Origin of the sequence: Diaphorobacter sp. MNS-0 (assembly GCF_019602835.1) — a bacterium.
Taxonomy (GTDB): Bacteria; Pseudomonadota; Gammaproteobacteria; order Burkholderiales; family Burkholderiaceae_C; genus Diaphorobacter; species Diaphorobacter nitroreducens.
Map to the genome: position 1 here is coordinate 1,534,682 of NZ_CP080761.1, position 23,921 is coordinate 1,558,602.

Sequence of the window (23,921 nt, forward strand, 5' to 3'; positions counted from 1 at the left end):
CCCAGGCATGCTGCTGACTGTCGTTGCCTTCATCGTCGCGTTGGGCGTGCTGATCGCCGTGCACGAGTACGGCCATTACCGCGTGGCGGTGGCCTGCGGTGTCAAGGTCCTCCGCTTCTCGGTCGGCTTTGGCAAGCCTTTGCTGCGTTGGCAGCCCAAGGGCTCACCCACGGAATTCGTCATCGGCGCCTTTCCGCTGGGAGGGTACGTACGCATGCTGGACGAGCGCGAAGCGCCCGTCGAGCCGCATGAACGCCACCTGGCCTTCAATACCCAGCCCCTGCGTTCGCGCGCCGCCATCGTTGCCGCGGGGCCGCTGGCCAATCTGCTCCTGGCGGTGTTGTTGTACGCCGCCGTCAACTGGAGCGGCGTGGACGAGCCCAAGGCCTACCTGGCCAGCCCTGTAGCGGGGTCGGTGGCCGAGCAGGCGGGCCTGCGCGGCGGCGAACTGGTGGTGTCCGCCGGGCTGGGCGAGGGCGATTTCGAGCCCGTGCGCTCGTTCGAAGACCTGCGCTGGACGCTCACGCGCGGCGCGCTGGACGGGCAGAACGTGCGGCTGCTGCTGCAGCCAGAGCGCGGAACGACGCCGCGCGAGGTGCTGTTGCGCATAGATCAGCTGGACGTGCGTGAGGCCGATGTGCAGCTGTATCGCCGCATCGGCATCACCGCGCCCTGGACGCGTCCCGTGTTGGGCGAGGTCGTGCCAGGCGGCGCGGCTGCGCGTGCGGGGCTGCGCGCTGGCGATGTGGTTCTGCGCCTGGGCAATGCGGCGGTGGTGGATGGCGTGCAACTGCGCGAGCTGATACGCGCGTCCGTGCAGGCAGGCCGGCCGCTCACGCAGGTCTGGCGCATCGAGCGCGACGGTCAGCCGCGCGACCTGGAAGTCACGCCCGAAGTGGCACAGGAGGCTGGCGGCGCCGTGGGACGCGTCGGCGCCTATGTGGGCGCGCCGCCCGAGATGGTGAACGTGCATTACGGCCCCTTGGAAGGGCTCTGGAAAGGCACGGTGCGCACATGGGAGGTGTCGGTCCTCACGCTGCGCATGATGGGCCGCATGGTGATCGGTGAGGCTTCGCTCAAGAACCTCAGCGGGCCGCTGACCATCGCCGATTACGCAGGCCGTTCCGCCAGCATGGGGCTGACCCAGTACCTCAGCTTCCTCGCACTCATCAGCGTGAGCCTGGGAGTGCTGAACCTGCTTCCGCTGCCCGTATTGGATGGGGGGCACCTGATGTATTATCTTTGGGAGGGGGTGACGGGACGGGGCGTGTCCGAAGCCTGGATGGAGCGGCTGCAGCGCACAGGCGTCGCGGTGCTTCTCCTCATGATGTCCATCGCCCTGTTCAACGACCTCACCCGGCTTTTTGGCTAACCTTTTCGCCGCCGTTGCGCTGCACTGTCGGCTCCAGCTTCATCCATGAGAAAACATATCAATCGCCTGGGCGTGCGTACGGCATCCGCCCTCGCAGCCATGGTTTTTGCCTCCCAAGCCGCATGGGCGCTGGCGCCGTTCAAGGTGCAGGACATCCGTGTGGAAGGCCTGCAACGTGTGGAGCCGGGCACCATCTTCGCGTCGTTGCCGCTGCGCGTGGGTGACGAGTACAACGACGACAAGGGTGCAGCAGCCATCCGCGCGCTGTTTGCCCTTGGCCTGTTCAAGGACGTGCGCCTGGAGGCTTCCGGCAACGTGCTGGTGGTGGTGGTGGAAGAGCGCCCGACCATCGCCGACGTGGATTTCGCCGGCACCAAGGAGTTCGACAAGGACACCCTCAAGAAAGCCATGCGCGACGTGGGTTTGACCGAGGGGCGCCCCTTTGACAAGGCCTTGGCCGACCGCGCTGAGCAGGAACTCAAGCGCCAGTACATCAACCGCAGCCTGTACGGCGCGGAGGTGGTGACCACCGTCACGCCGATTGAGCGCAACCGTGTCAACCTCACCTTCACCGTCACCGAGGGCGAGCCCGCCAAGATCAAGGAAATCCGCATCGTCGGCAACAAGGCCTTCAGCGAATCCACGCTCAAGGGGCTGTTCGACCAGGACACGGGCGGCTGGATGAGCTGGTACACCAAATCCAACCGCTATTCGCGCGCCAAGCTCAATGCAGACCTGGAGACGCTGCGCTCGTACTATCTGGCGCGCGGCTTCCTGGAGTTCCGCATCGAGTCCACGCAGGTGGCAATCTCGCCCGACAAGCAGGACATCTCGATCACCGTCAACGTGAACGAAGGCCAGAGCTATGTGGTTTCAGGGGTGAAGTTGGAAGGCAACTACCTGGACCGCGATGACGAGTTCAAGTCGCTCATCACCATCCGCCCTGGCGAACCCTACAACGCCGATAAGGTGGCCGAAACCACCAAGGCTTTCACTGACCACTTCGGGAACTTCGGCTTTGCCTTCGCGCGTGTGGAGGCCGTGCCCGAGATCGACCGCGAGAACAACCGCGTGGCCCTGGTGCTGCGTGCAGAGCCCTCGCGCCGCGCCTATGTGCGCCGGATCAACGTGAGCGGCAACAACCGCACGCGCGACGAAGTCATCCGCCGCGAATTCCGCCAGTTTGAAGCCTCCTGGTACGACGGCGACAAGATCAAGCTGTCGCGCGACCGCGTGGACCGCCTGGGCTATTTCACTGAGGTGAATGTGGAAACCCAGGAGGTGCCGGGCGCGCCCGACCAGGTGGACCTGGTGGTGAACGTGGCCGAGAAGCCTACGGGCTCGCTGCAACTGGGGGCGGGCTTTTCCAGCGCCGAGAAGGTCTCGGTGTCGTTTGCCATCAAGCAGGAGAACGTCTTCGGTTCAGGCAACTACCTTGGCGTGGACGTCAACACCAGCAAGTACCGTCGCACGCTGGTGTTTTCCACCACCGATCCGTACTTCACGCAGGATGGCATCTCCCGTACCTTCGACGTGTACTACCGCACGGCCAAGCCCTATGAAGACCAGGGCGGCAACTATGAGCTGGTCACCGCGGGCACCAGTGTGCGCTTGGGCGTACCCTTCAGCGAGACCGACACCGTGTTCTTCGGGGGGGGAGTGGAGCAGACGCGCATCAAGGCCGGTACCAATATCCCCGCCGCCTACCTCGCCTATGCGCAGCAGTTTGGTGAAAACAGCCTATCCGTGCCGCTCACCATTGGCTGGTCGCGCGATGACCGTGACAGTGCGTTGGCACCGAACTCCGGGCGGTACCAGCGCCTGAACTCCGAATGGTCCGTGGCCGGCGATGCGCGCTATGTGCGAGCCAACTACCAATACCAGCAGTACATTCCCTTGAACAAGCAGTTCACCATCGCCTTCAACGGCGAGTTGGGCTTAGGCAAGGGCATGAATGGCCGTCCCTTCCCGGTGTTCAAGAATTTCTACTCCGGCGGCCTGGGCTCGGTGCGCGGCTTCGACCAGGGTACACTGGGTCCGCGGGACGTGACCGGTGCGTCGCTGGGCGGCCCCAAGAAGATCACGCTGAATGCCGAGCTCATCGCGCCGTTCCCCGGCGCCGGCAACGACCGCACGCTGCGCTGGTTCACTTTCGTGGACGCGGGCAACGTGTACGGCGAGGATGAGAGCTGGGAGCTGGGCGACATGCGCGTCTCGGCTGGTCTGGGCCTGAGCTGGATTTCCCCGCTGGGCCCGCTACGTATCGCCATCGCGCAACCGGTGCGCAAGTTCGCCGGCGATAAAATCCAGAAACTGCAATTCCAGATCGGAACGTCTTTCTAATGAAATCCCTTTCCCGCCACATTCCCCTGGTCGTCCTGTTGGGCTCCCTGGCTGCCGCCGTGCCTGCACAGGCACAGGAGTTCAAGGCCGGCTTTGTGAATACCGACCGCATCTTCCGCGAAGCCAACACCGCCAAGGCGGCGCAGGCCAAGCTGGAGCAGGAGTTCTCCCGCCGGGAGAAAGAACTGGTGGACATGGGCAATTCGCTCAAGTCCGCCACCGAGAAGTTCGAGCGTGAGGCGCCCACGATGGCCGAGAGCCAGCGCACCGTACGGCAACGCCAGTTGGTGGACCAGGACCGCGAATTCCAGCGCAAGCGCCGCGAATTCCAGGAGGACCTGGGCGCGCGCAAGAACGAGGAACTGGGCCAGGTGCTCGAGCGTGCGAACCGCGTCGTCAAGCAGGTGGCCGAGCAGGAGAAGTACGACGTGATCCTGCAGGAGGCCGTCTACATCAATCCCAAGCACGACATCACCGACAAGGTGATCAAGGCGATGAACGCTGCCAACGGCGGCAAGTAAAGCACCGGCACGAGGCAGTAGCGCGTGAGCTTGCGACTCGGGCAGATCGTCGATGCACTTGGGGGCAGCCTGGAAGGAGGGGACAGGGATACCGAAATCCTCCGCATCGCCCCGCTGGAATCCTCCGGCCCGGGTGACCTGTCCTTCCTGAGCAATCCGCGCTACCAGTCACAACTGGCCGCCTCCCAGGCGGCCTGTGTCATTGTGGCCCCCGCGATGCGCAATGCAGCCTTGGAGCGCGGCGCTTGCATCGTTGTGGAGCAGCCCTACACGTACTTTGCACACGTGACGCAGCTGTGGGTGCGCGCGCATGGCCAAGGTGCGCCTGCGGGCATTCACCCCAGCGCCGTGGTTGATCCTCAAGCCCAGGTGGCCCCGACGGCCTCCATCGGTCCCCTGTGCGTGGTCGAGCGCGGCGCAGTGATTGGAGCGCACACGGTGCTCAAGTCGCGGGTGACGGTCGGCGAGCGTTGCACGGTTGGCGAGCGCTGCATCCTGCACCCTGGCGTGGTCATCGGGGCTGACGGCTTCGGCTTTGCGCAGCAGCGCGGCGAATGGATCAAGATCGAGCAACTGGGCGCGGTGCGCATCGGCAACGATGTGGAGATCGGTGCGAACACCTGCATCGACCGCGGAGCGCTCGACGACACGGTCATCGAAGACGGCGTCAAGCTCGACAACCTGATCCAGATTGCGCACAACGTGCACATCGGCCGCAACACCGCCATGGCGGGCTGTTCTGCGGTGGCGGGCAGCACCCGCATCGGCGCGCACTGCACGATTGCAGGGGCCGCGTCCATCGTGGGGCACCTGCAGTTGGCGGACAATGTGCACATCTCCACCAACACGGTGGTGACGCACTCGATCACGCAACCGGGGCAGTACACCGGGGTGTTTCCCATGGACGACAATGCGAAGTGGGAAAAGAACGCGGCCACGCTGCGGCAGCTGTACCGGCTGCGTGAACGCATCAAGGCTCTCGAACAAACACGAAAAGACGGCTAGGCCGCTCACAGAAAAATGATGGATATCCACCAAATTCTCAAACTCCTGCCCCACCGCTATCCGTTCCTGCTGGTGGATCGGGTGAATGAGCTCGAACGCGGCAAGCGCATCCTGGCCATCAAGAACGTGACCATCAACGAGCCGTTTTTCACGGGGCACTTCCCCGCACGCCCGGTGATGCCGGGGGTGTTGATTCTCGAAGCACTCGCGCAGGCGGCGGGCTTGCTGTCGTTCGACATGATGGGTGAGGCGCCGGGCGACGACAAGGTCTTTTACTTCGTCGGTATCGATGGTGCGCGCTTCAAGCGCCCCGTGGAGCCAGGCGATCAGCTCATCCTCGACGTGGAACTGGACCGCATCAAGGGCGGCATCTACAAGTTCAAGGGCGTCGCGCGCGTGGGCGACAGCGTCGCGTGCGAGGCCGAGATCATGTGCACCATGCGCACGGTGGCCTGACAGGCCGAGGATTTCGCTTGGCGCCCAACATACATTCCACGGCCCTCGTTGATGCGGCCGCGCAGTTGGACCCTACTGTTACGGTGGGGCCGTATGCGGTTATCGGCCCCCACGTGCAAATCGGCGCGCGCACGTCGATTGGCGCGCACTGCGTGATCGAGGGCCATACGCGCATTGGCGAAGACAACCGCATCTTCCAGTTCAGTTCGCTGGGAGCAGCTCCGCAGGACAAAAAATACGCGGGCGAGCCCACGCGTTTGGAGATCGGCCACCGCAATACGATCCGGGAGTTCTGCACCTTCAACGTCGGCACCGTGCAGGACCGGGGCGTCACCACCATCGGGGACGACAACTGGATCATGGCCTATGTGCACATCGCGCACGACTGCGTGGTGGGCAACCAGACCATCCTGGCCAACAACGCCACGCTGGCCGGACATGTGCAGGTGGGTGACCAGGCCATCATCGGCGGCTTGACCGGAGTGCACCAATTTTCACGCATCGGCGCCCACGTCATGGCGGGCTTTGCCAGCCGCATCTCGCAAGATGTTCCGCCCTTCATGATGGTGGACGGCAATCCGCTGGCCGTGCGCGGGCTGAACCTGGAAGGGCTGCGCCGGAGGGGTTTTTCCGCGCAGCGCATGGCGGGCATCAAGCAGGCCTACCGCCTGCTGTACCGCCAGGGCCTCACGCTGGAGGCCGCGCTGTCGGCCATGGCCGACGTGCCGCATTCGCATCCCGAGGCGGAAGGCGATATCGCCCTGCTGCGTGATTTCGTGATCGCGTCGCAGCGCGGTATCGCGCGCTGAGACGCCACTGGCGCCATGGTGGCTGAGTCTCCCCGCGTCGCAATGGTGGCTGGCGAAACCTCCGGCGACCTGCTGGCCGGCCTGCTACTGGACGGCCTGCGTGCGCGGTGGCCCGCCGTGGCCAGTATGGGCATCGGCGGGCCGCGCATGCAGGAGCGGGGCTTTCAGGCCTGGTGGCCCAGCGAACGGCTGGCCGTGCACGGCTACAGCGTCGAGCTGGTGCGGCGCCTGCTGGGCATTCTGCGGATCCGCCGGCAGCTGCGTGCCAGATTGCTGGCGGACAAGCCCGACGTCTTCATCGGCGTGGATGCGCCCGATTTCAACCTGGGATTGGAGGCGGATCTGCGTGCCGCGGGTATAAAGACGGTGCACTTCGTCTGCCCTTCGATCTGGGCGTGGCGCGCCGAACGGGTCGAGAAGCTTCGTGCCAGCGCGGACCATGTCCTGTGCATCTTTCCGTTTGAACCGGAACTGCTCGCGCGCCAGGGCATCTCCGCCACCTATGTCGGCCACCCATTGGCCAGTGTCATCCCCCGGGTGCCCGACAAGGCGGCTGCGCGCGCACAGCTGGGCCTGGCGGTACACGATGAAGTGCTGGCCATCCTGCCGGGCAGTCGCTCGGCAGAGGTGGCCTACATTGCCAAGCCGTTCTTTCAGGCTGCAGCGCTTATCAAAAAAGCGCGATCAGCTATAAAAATAGTAGTGCCCGCTGTGCCGGCCCTGAGGGCTCGTATCGAGCAGATCGCGCGCGAATGCGGGGTGCTGGATGCGCCGACCATCGTCACGGGCCAATCGCACTCGGTGCTCGCGGCCTGCGACGTGACGCTGATTGCCAGTGGCACCGCCACGCTGGAGGCCGCGCTGTTCAAGCGGCCGATGGTCATCTCCTACCACATGCATCCGATCAGTTGGCGCCTCATGCGCCGCAAGCAGTTGCAGCCCTGGGTGGGCTTGCCCAACATCCTGTGCAGGGAGTTCGTGGTGCCCGAGCTGTTGCAGGACGCCGCCACGCCCGACGCACTGGCCACCGCGGTCCAGGACTGGCTGGACGCGCGGTTGCAGGATCCGGCCCGTATCCAACGGCTGGAACAGCGCTTCACGGCATTGCACGACGATCTGCAGCGCGATACCCCGCGACTGGCTGCCCATGCGATCCAGAACCTCCTTGCTTGAACAGGCCGCCCTGGACTGGCATCCGCCCGGCCTCGTCGCCGGCGTGGATGAGGCCGGGCGTGGGCCGTTGGCCGGCCCCGTGGTGGCGGCTGCGGTGATCCTGGACGACCTGCAGCCCATCGCCGGCCTGGCCGACTCCAAGGTGCTTACGGCCGCACGGCGCGAGAAGCTCTACGACGAGATCCGCGCCAAGGCGCTGTGCTGCAGCATTGCGGAAGCATCGGTGGAGGAGATCGATCAACACAACATCCTGCAAGCCACGATGCTGGCCATGCGTCGTGCGGTGCTGGGGCTGCGGCTGAAGCCGGTGCGGGTGTTGGTGGATGGCAATCGCTTGCCGCCGCTGGACGTTCCGGCGGAGGCCATCGTCAAGGGCGATGCGCTGGTCGCGTCGATCTCAGCCGCCTCCATCCTTGCAAAGGTCACGCGCGACCGCTGGTGCGCGCAATTGCATCAGCAATACCCGGTGTATGGCTTTGCCGGCCATAAGGGCTACGGCACGGCAGAGCATCTGGCCGCGCTGGAAGTGCATGGGGCCTGTCCCCAGCACCGGCGCTCGTTCGCGCCGGTGGCGCGCGCCTTGCAGGCGCCCGTCGCTGCCTGAGTCAGATCGCTATCCCCCTTTGCGTTTCCTATGCACGCCACGCCTGCTTTCATCCAATCGCGCGACAACGCACTGCTCAAGGAGTTGCGCCGCCTGTCGCAGGACAGTTCCGCATACCGCAAGCAGGGCCGTGTGTGGCTGGAGGGAGATCATCTGTGCAGCGCTGCGCTGGCGCGTGGACAAAAGCCAGCGGTAGCGGTGTTCTCGGAGTCATTTTGGCCCCAAGCGCCTGCTGAATATGCGCGAGCAGCTATAAAAAATGTAGTGATCGCTGATGCGCTCTGGAGTGACATCTGCGCTCTGGAGTCTCCGGCGCCCATGGGGTTTGTGTTGCCGCTGCCTGAAGCGGAGGGGTTGGACGGAAGGATGCCGACTGTCGTGCTCGACCGCCTGCAGGATGCAGGTAACGTGGGCTCCATCCTGCGCAGCGCATCGGCATTCGGGTTCACGCAAGTGGCGGCGCTGAAAGGCACCGCTGCGCTCTGGAGTGGCAAGGTGCTGCGCGCGGGCATGGGCGCCCATTTCGCCCTGCGGCTGGTCGAGGGGTTGGCGCCCGCAGACATCGACCGGCTGGAGGTCCCGTTGCTGGCAACCAGCTCGCACGAGGGCGACTTCCTCCATCGCGCAGCCTTGCCCTGGCCGTGTGGCTGGATCATGGGCCACGAAGGGCAGGGCGTCTCGCCCGCCCTGCAGCAGCGTGCGCGGCGCCACATCCGCATTGCGCAGCCTGGGGGCGAGGAGTCGCTCAACGTGGGGGCCGCCGCGGCCATCTGCCTCCATGCCAGCGCTGCGGCGCGCGACTCGGCTGGCTGAGGCGTTCACGGCCCTGGCCGCGCGTCCGCCGGCGGTAGGGCGAATCGGTGGGAAAGCCTACTCAGTGCCCGCGAGACAGGGCACATTGATGTCGCGCGCGAACAGCCGGCAATTGATCGAGTGGCTTGCTTCCACGCCGGCGTTGCGGTTGCGTTGGAATGCCGCCAGCTTGTTCTCTTCGTAGCGCGGATGGGGCGGCGCGCCTTCGGGGCGGTCCAGGCTCTCGGCCCACACGGAGGCATGGCACAGGCTCTTGCCTTCGCAGGCATTCGCCGCGGCGCGCTGCACATAGGCGCGGTTGCCTGCCTTGTCGGTCGGCACCATCACATACACATGATGGCCATACCGGCCGATCACGGCATCTTGGGCCAGGGCATGCGGGGCGCTTAGTGTGAGCATCAGTCCCAGCAGGGCGAAAGTGGGCCGCTTCATGATCCTCCTCCGGTAATGTTTATTGTGTGGCTCGCTGCGCCAGCAGTGAATCTCGGGCCTGCAGGGGCGTTACAAACAAAAAAGCCGCTGAAAAAAACAGCGGCTTTTGCTTGTCTTTGGTGCCCAGGAGAGGACTCGAACCTCCACGATGTTACTCGCTAGTACCTGAAACTAGTGCGTCTACCAATTCCGCCACCTGGGCATTTCAGGGAAGCTCAGATTATAGGAGCCTTTTTGTTCGCCTGAACGGCATTTCAAAAAATTTTATGTATCCCTCGCGCTGCTCCAACACGCCCACATTGTTGAGACGCGGGTAACAAAAAAGGCCACTTCAAATGAAGTGGCCTTTGCTGTCAGAACCCTGGCGGGTTCTCGTTAAACTTGGTGCCCAGGAGAGGACTCGAACCTCCACGATGTTACTCGCTAGTACCTGAAACTAGTGCGTCTACCAATTCCGCCACCTGGGCATTTCAGGAAAGTCATAGATTGTATATCAAAAAAAATCACTCTGAATCATCCGTCGCCAAAGTTTCACTGGACGAGATCGAAGGCACCGTCCAGGGACACCGCGACGGGCATGGCTTCGTCCTGCGCGATGACGGCCAGCCTGACATCTACCTTCCTGCCAATGAGATGCGGGCGGTATTGCACAAGGACCGGGTGCGCGTGCGCATCGCGCGCCAGGACCGGCGCGGCCGGCCTGAAGGCCGCGTGGTTGAGATTCTGGAGCGCCCGCCCCAACCCATCATCGGGCGCCTTCTTCAGGAGAGCGGTGTCTGGCTGGTCGCTCCTGAGGACAAACGGTACGGCCAGGACGTGCTGATTCCCAAGGGTGCCACGGGGGCTGCTGCGACGGGACAGGTCGTGGTGGTGGAACTGACCGAGCCGCCGGCTTTGTTTGGGCAACCCGTGGGGCGGGTGGTCGAAGTGCTGGGGGAGGTAGATGACCCCGGGATGGAGGTGGAAATTGCCGTGCGCAAATACGGGGTTCCGCACGAATTCTCCGAAGCGTGCCTTGACCAGGCGAAGGCGCTGCCGGACAAGGTGCGCGCTCAGGACAAGCGTCGACGCGTTGATCTGACAGATGTCCCCCTGGTCACCATCGATGGTGAAGACGCGCGCGACTTCGACGACGCGGTGTATTGCGAGCCCGCCAAGATCGGGCGCGCCAAGGGGTGGCGCCTGCTCGTGGCCATCGCGGACGTGAGCCACTATGTGGAGACGGGCAGCGCCATCGATATTGACGCCTACGACCGGGCGACCAGCGTTTATTTCCCGCGGCGCGTTATCCCCATGCTGCCGGAGAAGCTCTCCAACGGGCTGTGCTCGCTGAACCCCCATGTCGAGCGCCTGTGCATGGTGTGCGACATGATGGTTACCGCCAAGGGTGAAATTCACGCCTATCAGTTCTATCCTGCGGTCATGCTCAGCCACGCGCGGCTTACCTATACCGAGGTGGCTGCGGTGCTGGCCAATACGCGCGGCCCGGAAGCGCTGAAGCATCAAGAGCGCGTGGGCAACCTGCTCAATCTCTACGAGGTCTACCGCGCATTGCTGGCCGCGCGGCAGGCGCGCGGCGCCGTGGACTTCGAGACGACCGAGACGCAAATCGTCTGTGATGACAATGGCCGTATCGAGAAAATCGTCCCGCGTGTACGCACCGAGGCGCACCGCCTGATTGAGGAGGCGATGCTCGCCGCCAACGTCTGCAGCGCCGATTTCATCGGTCATGCCGGCCGGGCGGGGCTGTATCGCGTTCATGAGGGGCCTACGCCGGAGAAGCAAGAGATCCTGCGTGCATATCTCAAAGCCATGGGTGTTGGCATGTCGATCGGGGACGACCCGCGGCCGGCAGAATTCCAGGCGATTGCCGAGGCCACCAAGGACCGGGTGGATGCGCAGCAGATCCACACCATGCTGCTGCGTTCGATGCAGCAGGCGATCTACACGCCTGTCAACAGCGGTCACTTCGGTTTGGCATTCGAAGCCTATACACACTTCACCAGTCCTATTCGCCGCTACCCGGACCTGCTGGTGCATCGCGTGATCAAGTCCATCTTGAGCGGCACCAAATATGTGCTGCCCGCGCTGCCGACGCCGGGGGAGGCTCAGTTCAAGCTGGCCAAGCGTCTGGCTTCCAAGGGGGGGGAATCCTCTGCACGCCCTTCCAAGACGGGTGGCGTTATCAGCGTCCGGGAGACGCAGGCGTGGGAGGCCGCGGGACTGCACTGCAGTGCGAACGAACGCCGTGCGGACGAGGCCAGTCGTGACGTGGAAGCATGGCTCAAGTGCCAGTACATGCGTGAGCATCTGGGTGAGGAGTACAGCGGTGTCGTCAGCGCGGTGACGAGCTTCGGCATCTTCGTGACGCTTGATGCCCTCTATGTGGAAGGGCTGGTGCACATCACGGAACTGGGTGGGGAGTACTTCAAGTTCGATGAGGCGCGGCAAGAACTGCGGGGGGAGCGCACGGGTATCCGCTATGCGATTGGTGCACGCGTGCGTGTTCAGGTCAGCCGCGTCGACCTCGATGGCCGCAAGATCGACTTCCGGCTGGTGCACGAAGCCGGCGACGGTTTCTCCACCAAAGGCCCCAAGTCCAGGGATGGCGCGAAACGCGGTTCCTCGGCAGCGGCCTTGGATGGTCGATCCGCCTCGGTGCCCACGGCCCGGGAAAGCAGAGAGGAGGGGAGCCGGCGGCGCCCGCATAAGCAGGCCTTGGCCGGCAAAAAAGCGGCAGGTGGCAAGAACCCTTCTAAGGGCCGCAAATCCCGCGGTTGAGTAGATTGATGGGTAAGAAGGACAGGAGACAAGCGTCGCATATGGTTAAAGCATCGAAGGTGGCCATCGTTACGGGGGCTGGGTCAGGGATTGGCAAGGCGGCGGCTTTGGCGCTGCTGCGCGATGGATGGAGCGTTGTTCTCGCTGGGCGGCGTGAGTCGCTATTGCAGGATGTCGTGGGCGAATCAGAGGGTGGGGTGCGTGCGCTCGCCGTCCCCACCGATGTGTCCGACCCCGCTGCGGTGCGCACGCTGTTTGACCGGGCTGTGCTTCATTTCGGGCGCGTGGATCTGTTGTTTAACAACGCGGGCGTGAGTGCTCCCGCCGTGCCGCTGGAGGATCTGGCGGTGGAGCAGTGGCGGCAGGTGGTCGACGTCAACCTCAATGGCATGTTCTTTTGCATGCAGAACGCTTTTCGGGTCATGAAGACGCAGTCGCCACGGGGCGGGCGCATCATCAATAACGGCTCGATTTCAGCGCACGCCCCGCGGCCCAACTCCATCGCCTACACCGCCACCAAGCATGCGGTGATGGGCCTGACAAAGACAGCGGCTCTCGATGGGCGCAAGTACGATATTGCGGTGGGACAAATCGATGTCGGGAACGCCCAGACCGAGCTGGCCCAGCGCATGACGCAGGGCGTGCAACAGGCCAATGGCCAGATTGCGGCGGAACCTCTGATGGACGTGGACATCGTGGGGCAGTCCGTGCTTTACATGGCCAATCTTCCGCTGGAGGCCAATGTGTTGTTCCATACCGTCATGGCGACCAAAATGCCTTTTGTCGGGCGTGGCTGAGAAATTCATACGCCCCTTGCAGCACGCGGCAGGGGCGCTGTGCATGCTGCTCGCTGCCTCGGTGGCCGCTGCGCCGGCCGTGGATATGGCGCCGCGTGTGCAGGCCTGCACCGCGTGCCATGGCAAGCAGGGGCGTGCCACTCCTGACGGTTATTTCCCTCGCATCGCGGGAAAGCCGGCGGGATATCTGCACAACCAACTGCTCAATTTCCGGGATGGCCGGCGCAGCTATCCGCAGATGGCGTACTTGCTGCAGCATCTGACGGACGACTATCTCCGGGAGATGGCGGACTACTTCGCAAGATTGGACCTGCCTTATGCGCCACCGGTGGCTGCAGCTGTATCAGCAGCCACACTGGCGCAGGGAGAGAGGCTTGTGCTGTGGGGGGATGCGAGCCGCCAATTGCCGGCCTGCGTGCAGTGCCATGGCGATGCTCTGGCGGGCGTCGCGCCTTTCATTCCAGGGTTGCTGGGGCTGTCTCGCGATTATGTGAGCAGCCAATTGGGGGCCTGGCAGACCGGTCTGCGGCGCGCCCATGCGCCAGATTGCATGGCGCGCATCGCCAGCAAACTGACCGCTGCCGATGTAAGTTCCATCGCGGCGTGGCTGTCCTCCCGTCCTGTTCCCTCAAGGTTCACACCGGCGCCGGCAATCAAGGCGTCGCTGCCAATACCCTGTGGCGGCATGGATTCTCCGGCGTTGCGGGCTGGCGCGGAGCAGGTGCAATGAGTGCTTGGCGCAAAAGGCTTGCGACGGCGGGGCTTTCCGTGGCGTTGGTTGCGGGAGGGATCTGGGTATTGAACCGGCTGGATGAAGCTCCGTTGCCGCACGCCGAACGCGTGACCACCACGGCCTCTCTCGACATTGCCAGAGGCCGGTACTTGGCACGTGCTGGTAACTGCCTCGCCTGCCACACCCGGCAGGGAGGCGTGGCATTCGCAGGGGGCCGTGGGATAGAGACGCCTTTTGGCGTGATTTACGCCCCCAACCTGACACCCGACCGGGAAACGGGTATCGGAGCGTGGTCTGCATCGGAATTCTGGCGTGCCCTGCACAATGGCCGTTCGCGCGATGGCAGGCTGCTTTCGCCGGCCTTTCCTTATCCCAGCTATACGCGCGTCACCCGTGAAGACTCGGATGCCATCTTTGCCTTCTTGCAAAGCTTGCCGCCGGTGGTGCAACCCAGCGTGCCGTCGCGCATGCGCTTCCCGTTCAATACCCAAGCGGCATTGGCAGTGTGGCGAGCGTTGTATTTTCGGCCTGGTGTATTCGAGCCCGTACCGTCCCGCTCTGCGGAATGGAATCGAGGCGCCTATCTCGTGCAGGGGCTCGGGCACTGTGCTGCATGCCATTCGCCGCGCAACGCGATGGGGGCGGTATCTACAGACGGGCGTTTGAGCGGGGGGATGGCGGCAGGCTGGTACGCCCCAGCGCTCACCACCTCGAATGAAGGAGGTGTGGCGGAATGGCCCAGGCAGGATGTGGTCATGCTTCTGGGGGCGGGGCGCTCACCCCGGGCCGCGGTATCCGGCCCCATGGCGGAGGTGGTCTACCACAGCCTTCAGTATTTGAGCGATGCCGATCTGCAAGCGATGGCGGAGTATCTGCAAGCGCTGCCGCCAACGGACAAGGTCGCCGCGTCTCGGCGGCCCCCTTCACCTGGGTCGATGCAGCGTGGGCGGGCCACGTACGAGCGTCAATGCGCGCAGTGCCATGGAGGCGAGGGCCAGGGCGATCCTGAGGCCTTTCCTCCGCTGGCAGGCAACCGGGCGGTGATGCTGGAAAATCCTGTCAATCTGGTGCATATGGTGCTGCGGGGCGGGTATCTGCCAGCAACCGGCGGTAATCCGCAACCCCATGGCATGCCGCCATTCCTGCAGCGTTTGAGTGACGCAGAAGTGGCGGATGTGCTTTCATATATTCGCAACGCCTGGGGTAATGCGGCTTCCAGGGTCGATACGATCGATGTCCATCGGGCCCGTGAGGGGCGTGATTCTTAAGGAACTTCTCATGGGCTCCGAAGCCTTTTTGCCGGATGCTGCTTCACATGCCAGCGCAACGCCGCAGTGGTGGGTTGTGTGCCTGTGCGCACAATGGTGCGGTGTATGCCGTGAATACCGTCAAGCCTTCGAGCAAACTGCGCGCGCTTGGCCGCAAATGCGCTTTGAATGGGTGGATGTGGAGGATGAGGAAGAAGTGGTCGGCGACCTGGATGTAGAGACTTTTCCTACTGTCTTGATTGCCGATGGCAGGGCTGCACGGTTTCTGGGACCCCTATTGCCTCAGGCCACAGTGTTGGGGCGCATGCTTCAAAGCATGCAGCAGGCTTCCCAAGTAGCCACGATGGACAGCGCAGCGCAGGACCTTTTTGAGAGAATACGGTCAAGCCGCCAGGGTTGATTCCCGCCCGAACGCAAGATACGTGCCTTTGATCTTTGCAGGTGCCTCGCATATTGGCTACAATACTGGCTTCACGACCAAAACGGGCGGGTACTTACCGCCCTTTTTTTTTGGGCGTTTGATTTTGGTTTTTGCAGCCTTGCCGGCCCCGGCGGGGTCATCACTTGGAATTGGATAGAGCGCACGCACGTGGCATTGCAGCAAATCGTTGAACAAACCGTGGCCGGGTTGGGCTATGACCTGGTGGAGATTGAGCGCTCCGCCGGAGGGTTGCTGCGCATTACCATTGACCTGGTTTGGGTGCCGCCCACGGATGAGGTGTCCGCTGCCGTAGGCGTCGAGCAATTCATTACCGTAGAGGATTGTGAAAAGGTCACCCGTCAGCTGCAGTTCGCGCTGGAGGTGGAGGGGGTGGACTACACGCGGTTGGAAGTCTCATCCCCTGGGATCGATCGCTTGTTGCGCAACGAGGCGGACTTCAAGCGTTTCGAGGGCGAGGTGATCGACATCACACTCAAGCAGCCCATGGGCGCTGCGGCGGGAGGGCAAGTGCATGCCAACCGCAAGAAATTCCGGGGAACGCTCGAGCATGCCGATTCGGGCGGTTGGCAGATTGTCTGGAGCGATGAGCCGCCCGTGAAGCCGGGGCAGCGCATCAGCAAGAAGCGCGTGCCAGCGCCTTTGCAGGCCCTTGGTTTCACTTTGGATGAGTTGCGCGAGGCGCGGCTTGCGCCGATCGTGGATTTCAAAGGACGAGGGATCAAGCCCGGAGAGCCGGGCTGAAGGTTGCATAACCGGACTGTCCTCTGAACGGGCAGTTCGTCAGGAATTGAGAAACAGGAGAGCCGTCGCATGAATCGCGAGTTGTTGATGTTGGTAGAAGCCATTTCGCGCGAAAAGAACGTGGAGCGCGATGTGGTCCTGGGCGCTGTGGAGTCTGCTCTGGCACAGGCCACGAAGAAGCTCTACCAGGGTGAAGTGGACATCCGCGTGTCGATTGATCGCGACAGCGGCGAATACGAGACTTTCCGTCGTTGGCTGGTGGTGCCCGACGATGCCGGATTGCAGAACCCCGACGCCGAAGAGCTGCTGATGGATGCCCGCGAACGGGTGGCCGATATCGAGGTGGGGGAGTACATCGAGGAAGCCGTCGAGTCGGTACCGATCGGCCGCATCGGGGCCATGGCGGCCAAGCAGGTGATCCTGCAGAAGATCCGCGATGCCGAACGCGAGATGCTGCTCAACGATTTCATGTCACGCGGCGAGAAAATTTTCACCGGCACGGTGAAACGCATGGACAAGGGCGACATCATCGTCGAGAGCGGCCGGGTGGAAGGGCGCCTGCGTCGCGGCGAGATGATCCCGAAGGAAAACCTGCGCAATGGAGACCGTGTGCGCGCCCTGATCATGGATGTGGACCTCACGCTGCGCGGAGCACCCATCATCCTCTCGCGCTCCGCGCCGGAGTTCATGATCGAGTTGTTCCGCAACGAGGTGCCCGAGATCGAGCAGGGCCTGCTGGAGATCAAAAGCTGTGCCCGTGACCCCGGCAGCCGCGCGAAGATCGCTGTGCTCAGCCATGACAAGCGCGTGGACCCCATCGGCACCTGCGTGGGCGTGCGCGGAACGCGTGTGAACGCCGTGACCAACGAACTGGCGGGGGAGCGCGTGGACATCGTGCTGTGGTCCGACGACCCTGCGCAGTTCGTGATCGGCGCGCTTGCTCCGGCCAACGTGACCTCCATCGTGGTCGACGAAGAGAAGCATGCCATGGACGTCGTGGTGGACGAGGAAAACCTCGCCATCGCCATCGGACGCGGCGGCCAGAACGTGCGCCTGGCGTCCGACCTCACGGGCTGGAAGATCAACATCATGGATGCGGCCGAATCCGCGCAGAAGCAGGCCAATGAAACCGATGCCGCGCGTCGCCTGTTCATGGAGAAGCTGGATGTGGATGAGGAGATCGCCAACATCCTGATCGAGGAGGGCTTTGCCAGCCTCGAAGAAGTGGCCTATGTGCCGCTGCAGGAAATGCTGGAGATCGAGAGCTTCGACGAGGACACGGTGAACGAACTGCGCGCACGCGCCAAGGATGCGCTGCTCACCATGGAAATCGTTCGTGAAGAAAGCGTGGAAAGCGTATCGCAAGACCTGCGTGACCTCGAAGGTTTAACGCCCGAACTGATCGCCAAGTTGGCGGAAGGCGGCGTGCATACGCGTGACGACCTGGCCGATTTGGCCATTGACGAACTGACCGAGCTGACCGGCCAGTCTGCCGAAGATGCGACCGCCTTGATCATGAAGGCGCGCGAGCACTGGTTCACGGGGCAAGAGTAAGGGTCAGGGAGGTTCGAACACAATATGTCGAGTAACACTGTTGCTGAGTTCGCTGCAGAGCTCAAGAAATCGCCTGAAACCTTGCTGGACCAGCTGAAGTCCGCCGGTGTGGTCAAGGCGTCGCCGTCGGACGTTCTAAACGAAGCCGACAAGCAAAAGCTGCTGGCCCACCTGCAGGCCAGTCATGGCACTGCGGGGGGGGACCGCAAAAAGATCACCCTGGTCAAGAAGTCCACCAGCGAGATCAAGCAGGCCGACGCTTCTGGCAAGGCACGCACGATCCAGGTCGAAGTGCGTAAGAAGCGTACTTTCATCAAGCGTGACGACAGTGTCGACGCGCCTTCCGATGCGACTGAATCCGCTCCTTCGGCGGAGGATCTCGAGCTCGTGCGCCGCGAGGAAGAGGCGCGCCGTCAGGCAGAGCTGATTCGCCGCCAGGAGGAAGAGTTGGCCTTGACACGCCGCGAGCGTGAAGAGCGCGAGCGCCGCGAGCGCGAAGCCGAAGAACGCGCTGCCGCCTATGCCGCCCAGCAGGCGGAAAAGAAGGCGCAGGAGTCTGCGGAGCGTGCCGAGGCGCAGCGCGAAGCTGCCGTGGAGGCCGAAGAACGTGCGAAGGCGCAGGCCGATGCCCGGGCAAAGGCCGATGAAGAATCCAAGGCACGTGCGGCGGAAGAAACCGCGCGTGCGGCCGACCTGGACGAGCGCCGCCGCAAGGCGCTTGCCGAGGCCGAGGCCATTCGCGCAATGATGGCTGCCCCCAAGAAGGTGCTCGTGGCGAAGAAGCCCGAGGAACCCAAGCCTGCTGCTAAGGCGGGAGCTTCCGGGGATGCCAAGAAGGGTACGCTGCACAAACCCGCCACCGGTTCCGGCACGGGCGCGCGCACCGCTGCGCCATCGGCGCCAGGCGGGGCGGGCAAGGAGGTCAAGTCAGCCAAGCTGTCGTCCAGCTGGGCCAACGACACGACCAAGAAGAAGGAAATCAAGACCCGCGGCGACAGCAGTGGCGGCGTGGGTCGCAACAACTGGCGTGGCGGCCCCCGCGGCCGCCGCGGCAATGACCGCGACGACCAGCGCCAGCAGCAGGCAGCCACAGAGTTCCGCGTGCTCGAGGTCTATGTGCCCGAGACCATCACGGTGGCCGAGTTGGCGCACAAGATGGCCATCAAGGCTTCCGAAGTGATCAAGTCGCTCATGAAGATGGGCCAGATGGTCACCATCAACCAGCCGCTGGACCAGGACACCGCCATGATCGTGGTGGAGGAAATGGGCCACACCGCGAAGGTGGCCGCTCTGGATGATCCGGAAGCCTTCACCGCCGAGGAAGTGTCCAGCCAGGATGCCGAACAGCTGTCCCGCGCCCCCGTGGTCACGGTGATGGGCCACGTGGACCACGGCAAGACCTCGCTGCTGGACTACATCCGGCGCAGCAAGGTAGCCTCTGGCGAAGCTGGCGGCATTACCCAGCACATCGGCGCCTACCATGTGGAGACGCCACGCGGTATCGTCACGTTCCTGGACACGCCGGGCCACGAGGCCTTCACGGCCATGCGTGCGCGCGGCGCCCAGGCCACCGACATCGTGATTCTGGTGTGTGCGGCAGACGACGGCGTGATGCCCCAGACCAAGGAAGCCATCAAGCACGCGAAGGCGGCTGGTGTTCCCATCGTGGTGGCGCTTACCAAGGCAGACAAGCCCGAGGCCAACATCGAGCGCGTCAAGCAGGAACTGGTGGGCGAGCAGGTGGTGCCTGAGGAATACGGCGGCGATTCGCCGTTCGTGGCCGTGTCGTCCAAGACGGGCATGGGCATCGATGCTCTGCTGGAGCAGGTGCTGCTCCAGGCCGAGGTGCTGGAACTCAAGGCTCCCGTCGATGCGGCTGCCAAGGGTATCGTCATCGAGGCCCAGTTGGACAAGGGCCGCGGGTCCGTGGCCACCGTGCTGGTGCAGTCCGGTACGCTCAAGGTGGGCGATGTGGTGCTGGCAGGCCAGACCTTCGGCCGCGTGCGCGCCATGCTGGACGAAGACGGCAAGCAGACCAAGGAAGCCGGCCCGTCGATCCCGGTGGAGATCCAAGGCCTGAACGAAGTGCCCCAGGCGGGCGACGACTTCATGGTGCTGCAGGACGAACGCCGCGCCCGCGAGATCGCGACGTACCGCGCTGGCAAGTTCCGCAACACCAAGCTGGCCAAGCAACAGGCGGCCAAGCTGGAGAACATGTTTGCCGAGATGGGGGCGGGCGAGGTGCAGACCCTGCCGCTGATCATCAAGGCGGACGTGCAGGGCTCCCAGGAGGCGCTGGCCGCTTCGCTGCTCAAGCTCTCCACCGAAGAGATCCGCGTGCAGATCGTGTATTCCGGCGTGGGCGGCATCAGCGAGTCGGACGTCAACCTGGCGATCGCCTCCAAGGCCATCGTCATTGGCTTCAACGTGCGCGCCGATGCGCAGGCCCGCAAGACGGCCGAAGGCAACGACGTGGACATCCGCTACTACAACATCATCTACGACGCCGTGGATGAAGTGAAGGCAGCGATGTCCGGCATGCTGGCGCCCGAACAGCGCGAGGAAGCCATCGGCACGGCCGAGATCCGTACCGTGTTCGTGGCCTCCAAGATCGGTACCGTGGCGGGTTCGTACATCACGTCGGGCCAGGTCACGCGCAACTGCAAGTTCCGCCTGCTGCGCGACAACATCGTCATCTACACGGGCGATGTGGAATCGGTGCGCCGCATGAAGGACGACGTCAAGGAAGTCAAGGAAGGCTTCGAGTGCGGTATCAAGCTCAAGAACTACAACGACATCAAGGAAGGTGATCAGCTGGAGTTCTTCGAGATCAAGGAAATCGCACGCACGCTGTAAGGTCCGCACGACATGGCTGCCAAGAAATCCTCGTCCCCCAACCGCGGCTTCAAGGTCGCGGATCAGATCCAGCGCGACCTCACCGAGCTGATCCGCGATCTCAAGGATCCGCGGATCGGCATGGTGACGCTGCAAGGGGTCGAGGTGACGCCGGACTATGCGCACGCCAAGGTGTTCTTCAGTGTGCTCATCGGTGATGGTGAGGCCTCCGAGGAGGCCTTGAACCAGGCGGCTGGCTTTCTACGCAACGGCCTGTTCAAGCGCCTGCACATCCACACCGTGCCCACGCTGCACTTCGTGTACGACCGCACCACCGAGAAGGCGGCCGACATGAATGCGCTAATCGCGCGTGCGGTGGCCTCTCGTTCCAAAGACGACGACGCAGCATGACCGAACGCGCTCCCCGCATCCGGGTGCAGCGGCGCCCGGTGCACGGAGTGCTGCTGCTCGACAAACCCCTGGGCCTGTCCAGCAATGACGCCTTGCAGAAGGTGAAGTGGCTGCTGCGCGCCGAGAAGGCTGGCCACACGGGCACGCTGGACCCGCTGGCCAGTGGCGTGCTGCCGCTGTGCTTTGGTGCCGCCACCAAGTTCAGCCAGTTGCAGTTGGAAGCGCCCAAGACCTATGAAGCCGTCGCATTGTTGGGTACCACCACAAGCACCGGTGACGCCGAGGGTCAGGTGCTGGCGCAGTGCGCGGTCGATCCGGCCATGCTCACACCCGAGCGGCTGGCGGCGGTACAGGCGCAGTTCACTGGCCCCATCCGCCAGGTGCCACCCATGCACAGCGCGCTCAAGAAAGACGGCAAGGCGCTGTACGAGTACGCGCGTGCCGGCATTGCCGTGGAGCGCGAGGCGCGTGATGTCACGATCCATGCATTGAAACTGGCGCTAACGCATACGGAGCAAGCGCAACCAGCTATTAAAATAGTAGTGACCTGCAGCAAAGGTACCTACATCCGCACCCTGGGCGAAGACATCGGCCAGGCGCTGGGCTGCGGCGCGCATCTCACGTTCCTGCGCCGTATCGACACGGGCGGTATCGGCGTGGAGCGCTGCGTGACGCTGGAGGCGCTGCAGGCCATGGACGAGGATGCGCGCATGGCCTGCGTGCACCCGGCGGAGACCTTGCTGGCGCAGCACACGGCTGTCACGCTGGACGATGACAATGCCGGGCGTTTCCTCTCGGGCATGCGCCGGCGCGGCCCCTGGCCCGACGCGCCCGCCGTGGCCGTGTTCGGGGCGCGCCCGCGCGTGCTGCTGGGGGTCGGTCATGTGCGGGGAGGAGAGCTGATTCCAGACCGGCTGCTCAGCCCCCTTGAAATTCAACAGATTCTGGAGAACTCGCCGCGGGCTGAACGCGGCACATTGGAAGCAACTACGCTATGAGCAAACAAATCCGCAACATCGCCATCATCGCTCACGTCGACCATGGCAAGACCACGATGGTGGACCAACTGCTGCGCCAGTCCGGCACCTTCGCCGAGCACGAGAAGGTCGTGGACACCGTGATGGACAGCAACGCCATCGAGCGCGAGCGCGGCATCACCATCCTGGCGAAGAACTGCGCCGTGAGCTGGAACGGCACGCACATCAACATCCTGGACACGCCCGGCCACGCGGACTTTGGCGGCGAGGTGGAGCGTGCCCTGTCGATGGTGGACGGCGTGGTGCTGCTGATCGACGCGCAGGAAGGCCCCATGCCCCAGACGCGCTTCGTGACCAAGAAGGCGTTGGCGCTGGGCCTCAAGCCCATCGTGGTGGTCAACAAGGTGGACAAGCCCGGCGCGCGCCCCGACTACGTGGTGAACGCCGCTTTCGATCTGTTCGACAAGCTGGGCGCCACCGACGAGCAACTGGACTTTCCCGTGGTCTACGCCTCGGGCATCAACGGCTGGAGCTCCCTGGAGCAGGGCAACCCCGGCGAGCAATGGGGCCCCGACATGTCGGCGCTGTTCGAGACCATCCTCAAGCATGTGCCGTCCGTGAAGGGTGACGCCACGGCACCCCTGCAGATGCAGGTATCGGCGCTGGACTATTCCACCTTCGTGGGCCGCATTGGCGTGGGTCGCATCACCCAGGGTACGCTCAAGGCCGGGCAGGACGTGCTGGTCATGGCTGGCCCCGATGGCGCCAGCTACAAGGGCCGCGTGAACCAGATCCACCAGTTCCAGGGCCTGGACCGCGTGCAGGTGAGCGAAGCCGGCCCCAGCGAGATCGTGCTCATCAACGGCATCGAGAACGTGGGTATCGGCGAGACCCTCACCGACCCCGCCAACCCCCAGCCGCTGCCCATGCTGAAGATCGACGAGCCCACGCTGACGATGAACTTCTGCGTGAACACCTCGCCGCTGGCGGGCCGTGAAGGCAAGTTCGTGACCAGCCGCCAGATCTGGGACCGTCTGCAGAAGGAGCTGCGTTCCAACGTGGCCCTGCGCGTCAATGAAACCGACGAGGACGGCATCTTCGAGGTGTCCGGCCGCGGCGAACTGCACCTGACCATCCTGCTGGAAGAAATGCGCCGTGAAGGCTACGAGTTGGCCGTCTCCAAGCCGCGTGTGGTGTACCGCGACATCGACGGCGAGCGCTGCGAGCCTATCGAACTGGTGACCGCTGATATCGAGGAAGGGCACCAAGGCGGTGTGATGCAGGCCCTCGGCGAGCGCAAGGGTGAACTGGTGAACATGGAGCCTGACGGCCGTGGCCGCGTGCGCCTGGAGTACCGCATCCCGGCCCGTGGCCTGATCGGTTTCACCAACGAATTCCTGAACCTGACGCGCGGCTCGGGCCTCATCAGCAACATCTTCGACAGCTATGAGCCGCATAAGGGCGACATTGGCGGCCGCAAGAACGGCGTTCTGATTTCCATGGACGATGGTGAAATTTTCACCTACGCCCTGGGCAAGCTCGACGACCGTGGCCGCATGTTCGTGAAGGCAGGCGACCCGGTGTACGAAGGCATGATCGTCGGCGTGCACAACCGCGACAACGACCTGGTGGTGAACGCCACGCGTACCAAGCAGCTCACCAACTTCCGCGTGAGCGGCAAGGAAGACGCGATCAAGATCACGCCCCCGATCGACCTCACGCTGGAGTACGGTGTGGAGTTCATCGAGGACGATGAACTGGTGGAGATCACGCCCAAGAGCATTCGCCTGCGCAAGCGCCACCTCAAGGAGCACGAGCGCAAGCGCGCCAGCCGCGAAGGCGCGTGATCGGCAA

General features: G+C 63.7%; 21 protein-coding genes and 2 tRNA genes. 20 read left to right on the plus strand and 3 right to left on the minus strand.

Annotated features, from left to right (window positions below):
* The first annotated feature begins 7 nt into the window (after nucleotides 1–7).
* The 9 genes from rseP to K2L43_RS07475 are packed head-to-tail and all read left to right on the plus strand — an operon-like array spanning nucleotide 8 to nucleotide 9,096.
* Nucleotides 8–1,372 (plus strand): RIP metalloprotease RseP, encoded by a 1,365-nt coding sequence (gene rseP, locus K2L43_RS07435; RefSeq protein ID WP_196995737.1) that lies wholly within the window; start codon nucleotides 8–10, stop codon nucleotides 1,370–1,372.
* A gap of 45 nt (nucleotides 1,373–1,417) precedes the next feature.
* Nucleotides 1,418–3,715 (plus strand): outer membrane protein assembly factor BamA, encoded by a 2,298-nt coding sequence (gene bamA, locus K2L43_RS07440; RefSeq protein WP_220638772.1) that lies wholly within the window; start codon nucleotides 1,418–1,420, stop codon nucleotides 3,713–3,715.
* Nucleotides 3,715–4,236 carry an OmpH family outer membrane protein gene (locus K2L43_RS07445; RefSeq protein ID WP_220638773.1) on the plus strand — a complete coding sequence of 174 codons (522 nt, stop codon included), beginning with the start codon at nucleotides 3,715–3,717 and terminating at the stop codon, nucleotides 4,234–4,236. The genes bamA and K2L43_RS07445 overlap by 1 nt, the downstream gene beginning before the upstream one ends.
* A gap of 24 nt (nucleotides 4,237–4,260) precedes the next feature.
* Entirely contained in the window at nucleotides 4,261–5,241 is a 981-nt protein-coding gene (gene lpxD / locus K2L43_RS07450) for a UDP-3-O-(3-hydroxymyristoyl)glucosamine N-acyltransferase (RefSeq protein ID WP_220638774.1), read from the plus strand.
* Nucleotides 5,242–5,256: 15 nt separating this feature from the next.
* Complete coding sequence (fabZ, locus tag K2L43_RS07455) at nucleotides 5,257–5,697, plus strand: 3-hydroxyacyl-ACP dehydratase FabZ (RefSeq protein WP_011805769.1); 441 nt, start codon at nucleotides 5,257–5,259, stop codon at nucleotides 5,695–5,697.
* 17 nt (nucleotides 5,698–5,714) lie between these two features.
* Nucleotides 5,715–6,506 (plus strand): acyl-ACP--UDP-N-acetylglucosamine O-acyltransferase, encoded by a 792-nt coding sequence (gene lpxA, locus K2L43_RS07460; RefSeq protein ID WP_011805768.1) that lies wholly within the window; start codon nucleotides 5,715–5,717, stop codon nucleotides 6,504–6,506.
* A gap of 15 nt (nucleotides 6,507–6,521) precedes the next feature.
* Entirely contained in the window at nucleotides 6,522–7,679 is a 1,158-nt protein-coding gene (gene lpxB / locus K2L43_RS07465; protein WP_011805767.1) for a lipid-A-disaccharide synthase, read from the plus strand.
* A complete protein-coding gene (gene rnhB, locus K2L43_RS07470) occupies nucleotides 7,654–8,283 on the plus strand; it encodes a ribonuclease HII (RefSeq protein WP_011805766.1) in 630 nt (209 codons plus the stop codon). The genes lpxB and rnhB overlap by 26 nt, the downstream gene beginning before the upstream one ends.
* A gap of 30 nt (nucleotides 8,284–8,313) precedes the next feature.
* Nucleotides 8,314–9,096, plus strand: a complete 783-nt coding sequence (locus K2L43_RS07475; protein ID WP_220638775.1) for an RNA methyltransferase — start codon at nucleotides 8,314–8,316, stop codon at nucleotides 9,094–9,096.
* A 57-nt stretch (nucleotides 9,097–9,153) separates the two neighbouring features.
* Here the strand turns inward: K2L43_RS07475 and K2L43_RS07480 are convergent, their stop codons facing one another.
* From K2L43_RS07480 to K2L43_RS07490, 3 genes are all read right to left on the minus strand, one after another.
* On the minus strand, nucleotides 9,154–9,528 hold the full coding sequence (locus tag K2L43_RS07480) for a hypothetical protein (RefSeq protein ID WP_011805764.1): 375 nt from the start codon (nucleotides 9,526–9,528) through the stop codon (nucleotides 9,154–9,156).
* A 117-nt stretch (nucleotides 9,529–9,645) separates the two neighbouring features.
* A tRNA-Leu gene (locus K2L43_RS07485) sits at nucleotides 9,646–9,730 on the minus strand.
* A 180-nt stretch (nucleotides 9,731–9,910) separates the two neighbouring features.
* Nucleotides 9,911–9,995, minus strand: a tRNA-Leu gene (locus K2L43_RS07490).
* A gap of 19 nt (nucleotides 9,996–10,014) precedes the next feature.
* On the opposite strand from K2L43_RS07490, the gene rnr reads away from it, so the two are divergent.
* The 11 genes from rnr to typA all read left to right on the plus strand — a co-directional run bounded on the left by rnr (nucleotide 10,015) and on the right by typA (nucleotide 23,914).
* Nucleotides 10,015–12,309 carry a ribonuclease R gene (gene rnr, locus K2L43_RS07495; protein ID WP_220638776.1) on the plus strand — a complete coding sequence of 765 codons (2,295 nt, stop codon included), beginning with the start codon at nucleotides 10,015–10,017 and terminating at the stop codon, nucleotides 12,307–12,309.
* 41 nt (nucleotides 12,310–12,350) lie between these two features.
* Entirely contained in the window at nucleotides 12,351–13,106 is a 756-nt protein-coding gene (locus K2L43_RS07500; protein WP_220638978.1) for an SDR family oxidoreductase, read from the plus strand.
* 43 nt (nucleotides 13,107–13,149) lie between these two features.
* Nucleotides 13,150–13,836, plus strand: coding sequence for a cytochrome c4 (locus tag K2L43_RS07505; RefSeq protein WP_220638777.1), 687 nt, complete (start codon nucleotides 13,150–13,152; stop codon nucleotides 13,834–13,836).
* On the plus strand, nucleotides 13,833–15,107 hold the full coding sequence (locus tag K2L43_RS07510; protein WP_220638778.1) for a cytochrome c: 1,275 nt from the start codon (nucleotides 13,833–13,835) through the stop codon (nucleotides 15,105–15,107). Before K2L43_RS07505 ends, K2L43_RS07510 begins: the two co-directional genes overlap by 4 nt.
* Nucleotides 15,108–15,117: 10 nt before the next feature.
* Nucleotides 15,118–15,507: a thioredoxin domain-containing protein gene (locus K2L43_RS07515; RefSeq protein ID WP_220638779.1), complete on the plus strand. Its 390-nt coding sequence runs from the start codon at nucleotides 15,118–15,120 to the stop codon at nucleotides 15,505–15,507.
* Nucleotides 15,508–15,696: 189 nt separating this feature from the next.
* Nucleotides 15,697–16,290, plus strand: coding sequence for a ribosome maturation factor RimP (gene rimP, locus K2L43_RS07520; protein ID WP_047350597.1), 594 nt, complete (start codon nucleotides 15,697–15,699; stop codon nucleotides 16,288–16,290).
* Nucleotides 16,291–16,359: 69 nt separating this feature from the next.
* Nucleotides 16,360–17,844: a transcription termination factor NusA gene (gene nusA / locus K2L43_RS07525; RefSeq protein WP_047350559.1), complete on the plus strand. Its 1,485-nt coding sequence runs from the start codon at nucleotides 16,360–16,362 to the stop codon at nucleotides 17,842–17,844.
* Nucleotides 17,845–17,868: 24 nt separating this feature from the next.
* The gene (infB, locus tag K2L43_RS07530) at nucleotides 17,869–20,700 is read left to right on the plus strand and encodes a translation initiation factor IF-2 (RefSeq protein WP_047350560.1); all 2,832 of its coding nucleotides are present in this window, start codon (nucleotides 17,869–17,871) and stop codon (nucleotides 20,698–20,700) included.
* Between the two features lie 12 nt (nucleotides 20,701–20,712).
* Complete coding sequence (gene rbfA, locus K2L43_RS07535) at nucleotides 20,713–21,090, plus strand: 30S ribosome-binding factor RbfA (RefSeq protein WP_011805755.1); 378 nt, start codon at nucleotides 20,713–20,715, stop codon at nucleotides 21,088–21,090.
* On the plus strand, nucleotides 21,087–22,088 hold the full coding sequence (truB, locus tag K2L43_RS07540; protein WP_220638780.1) for a tRNA pseudouridine(55) synthase TruB: 1,002 nt from the start codon (nucleotides 21,087–21,089) through the stop codon (nucleotides 22,086–22,088). The genes rbfA and truB overlap by 4 nt, the downstream gene beginning before the upstream one ends.
* Nucleotides 22,085–23,914: a translational GTPase TypA gene (typA, locus tag K2L43_RS07545; RefSeq protein ID WP_220638781.1), complete on the plus strand. Its 1,830-nt coding sequence runs from the start codon at nucleotides 22,085–22,087 to the stop codon at nucleotides 23,912–23,914. Before truB ends, typA begins: the two co-directional genes overlap by 4 nt.
* The last annotated feature ends 7 nt before the right edge of the window (nucleotides 23,915–23,921 follow it).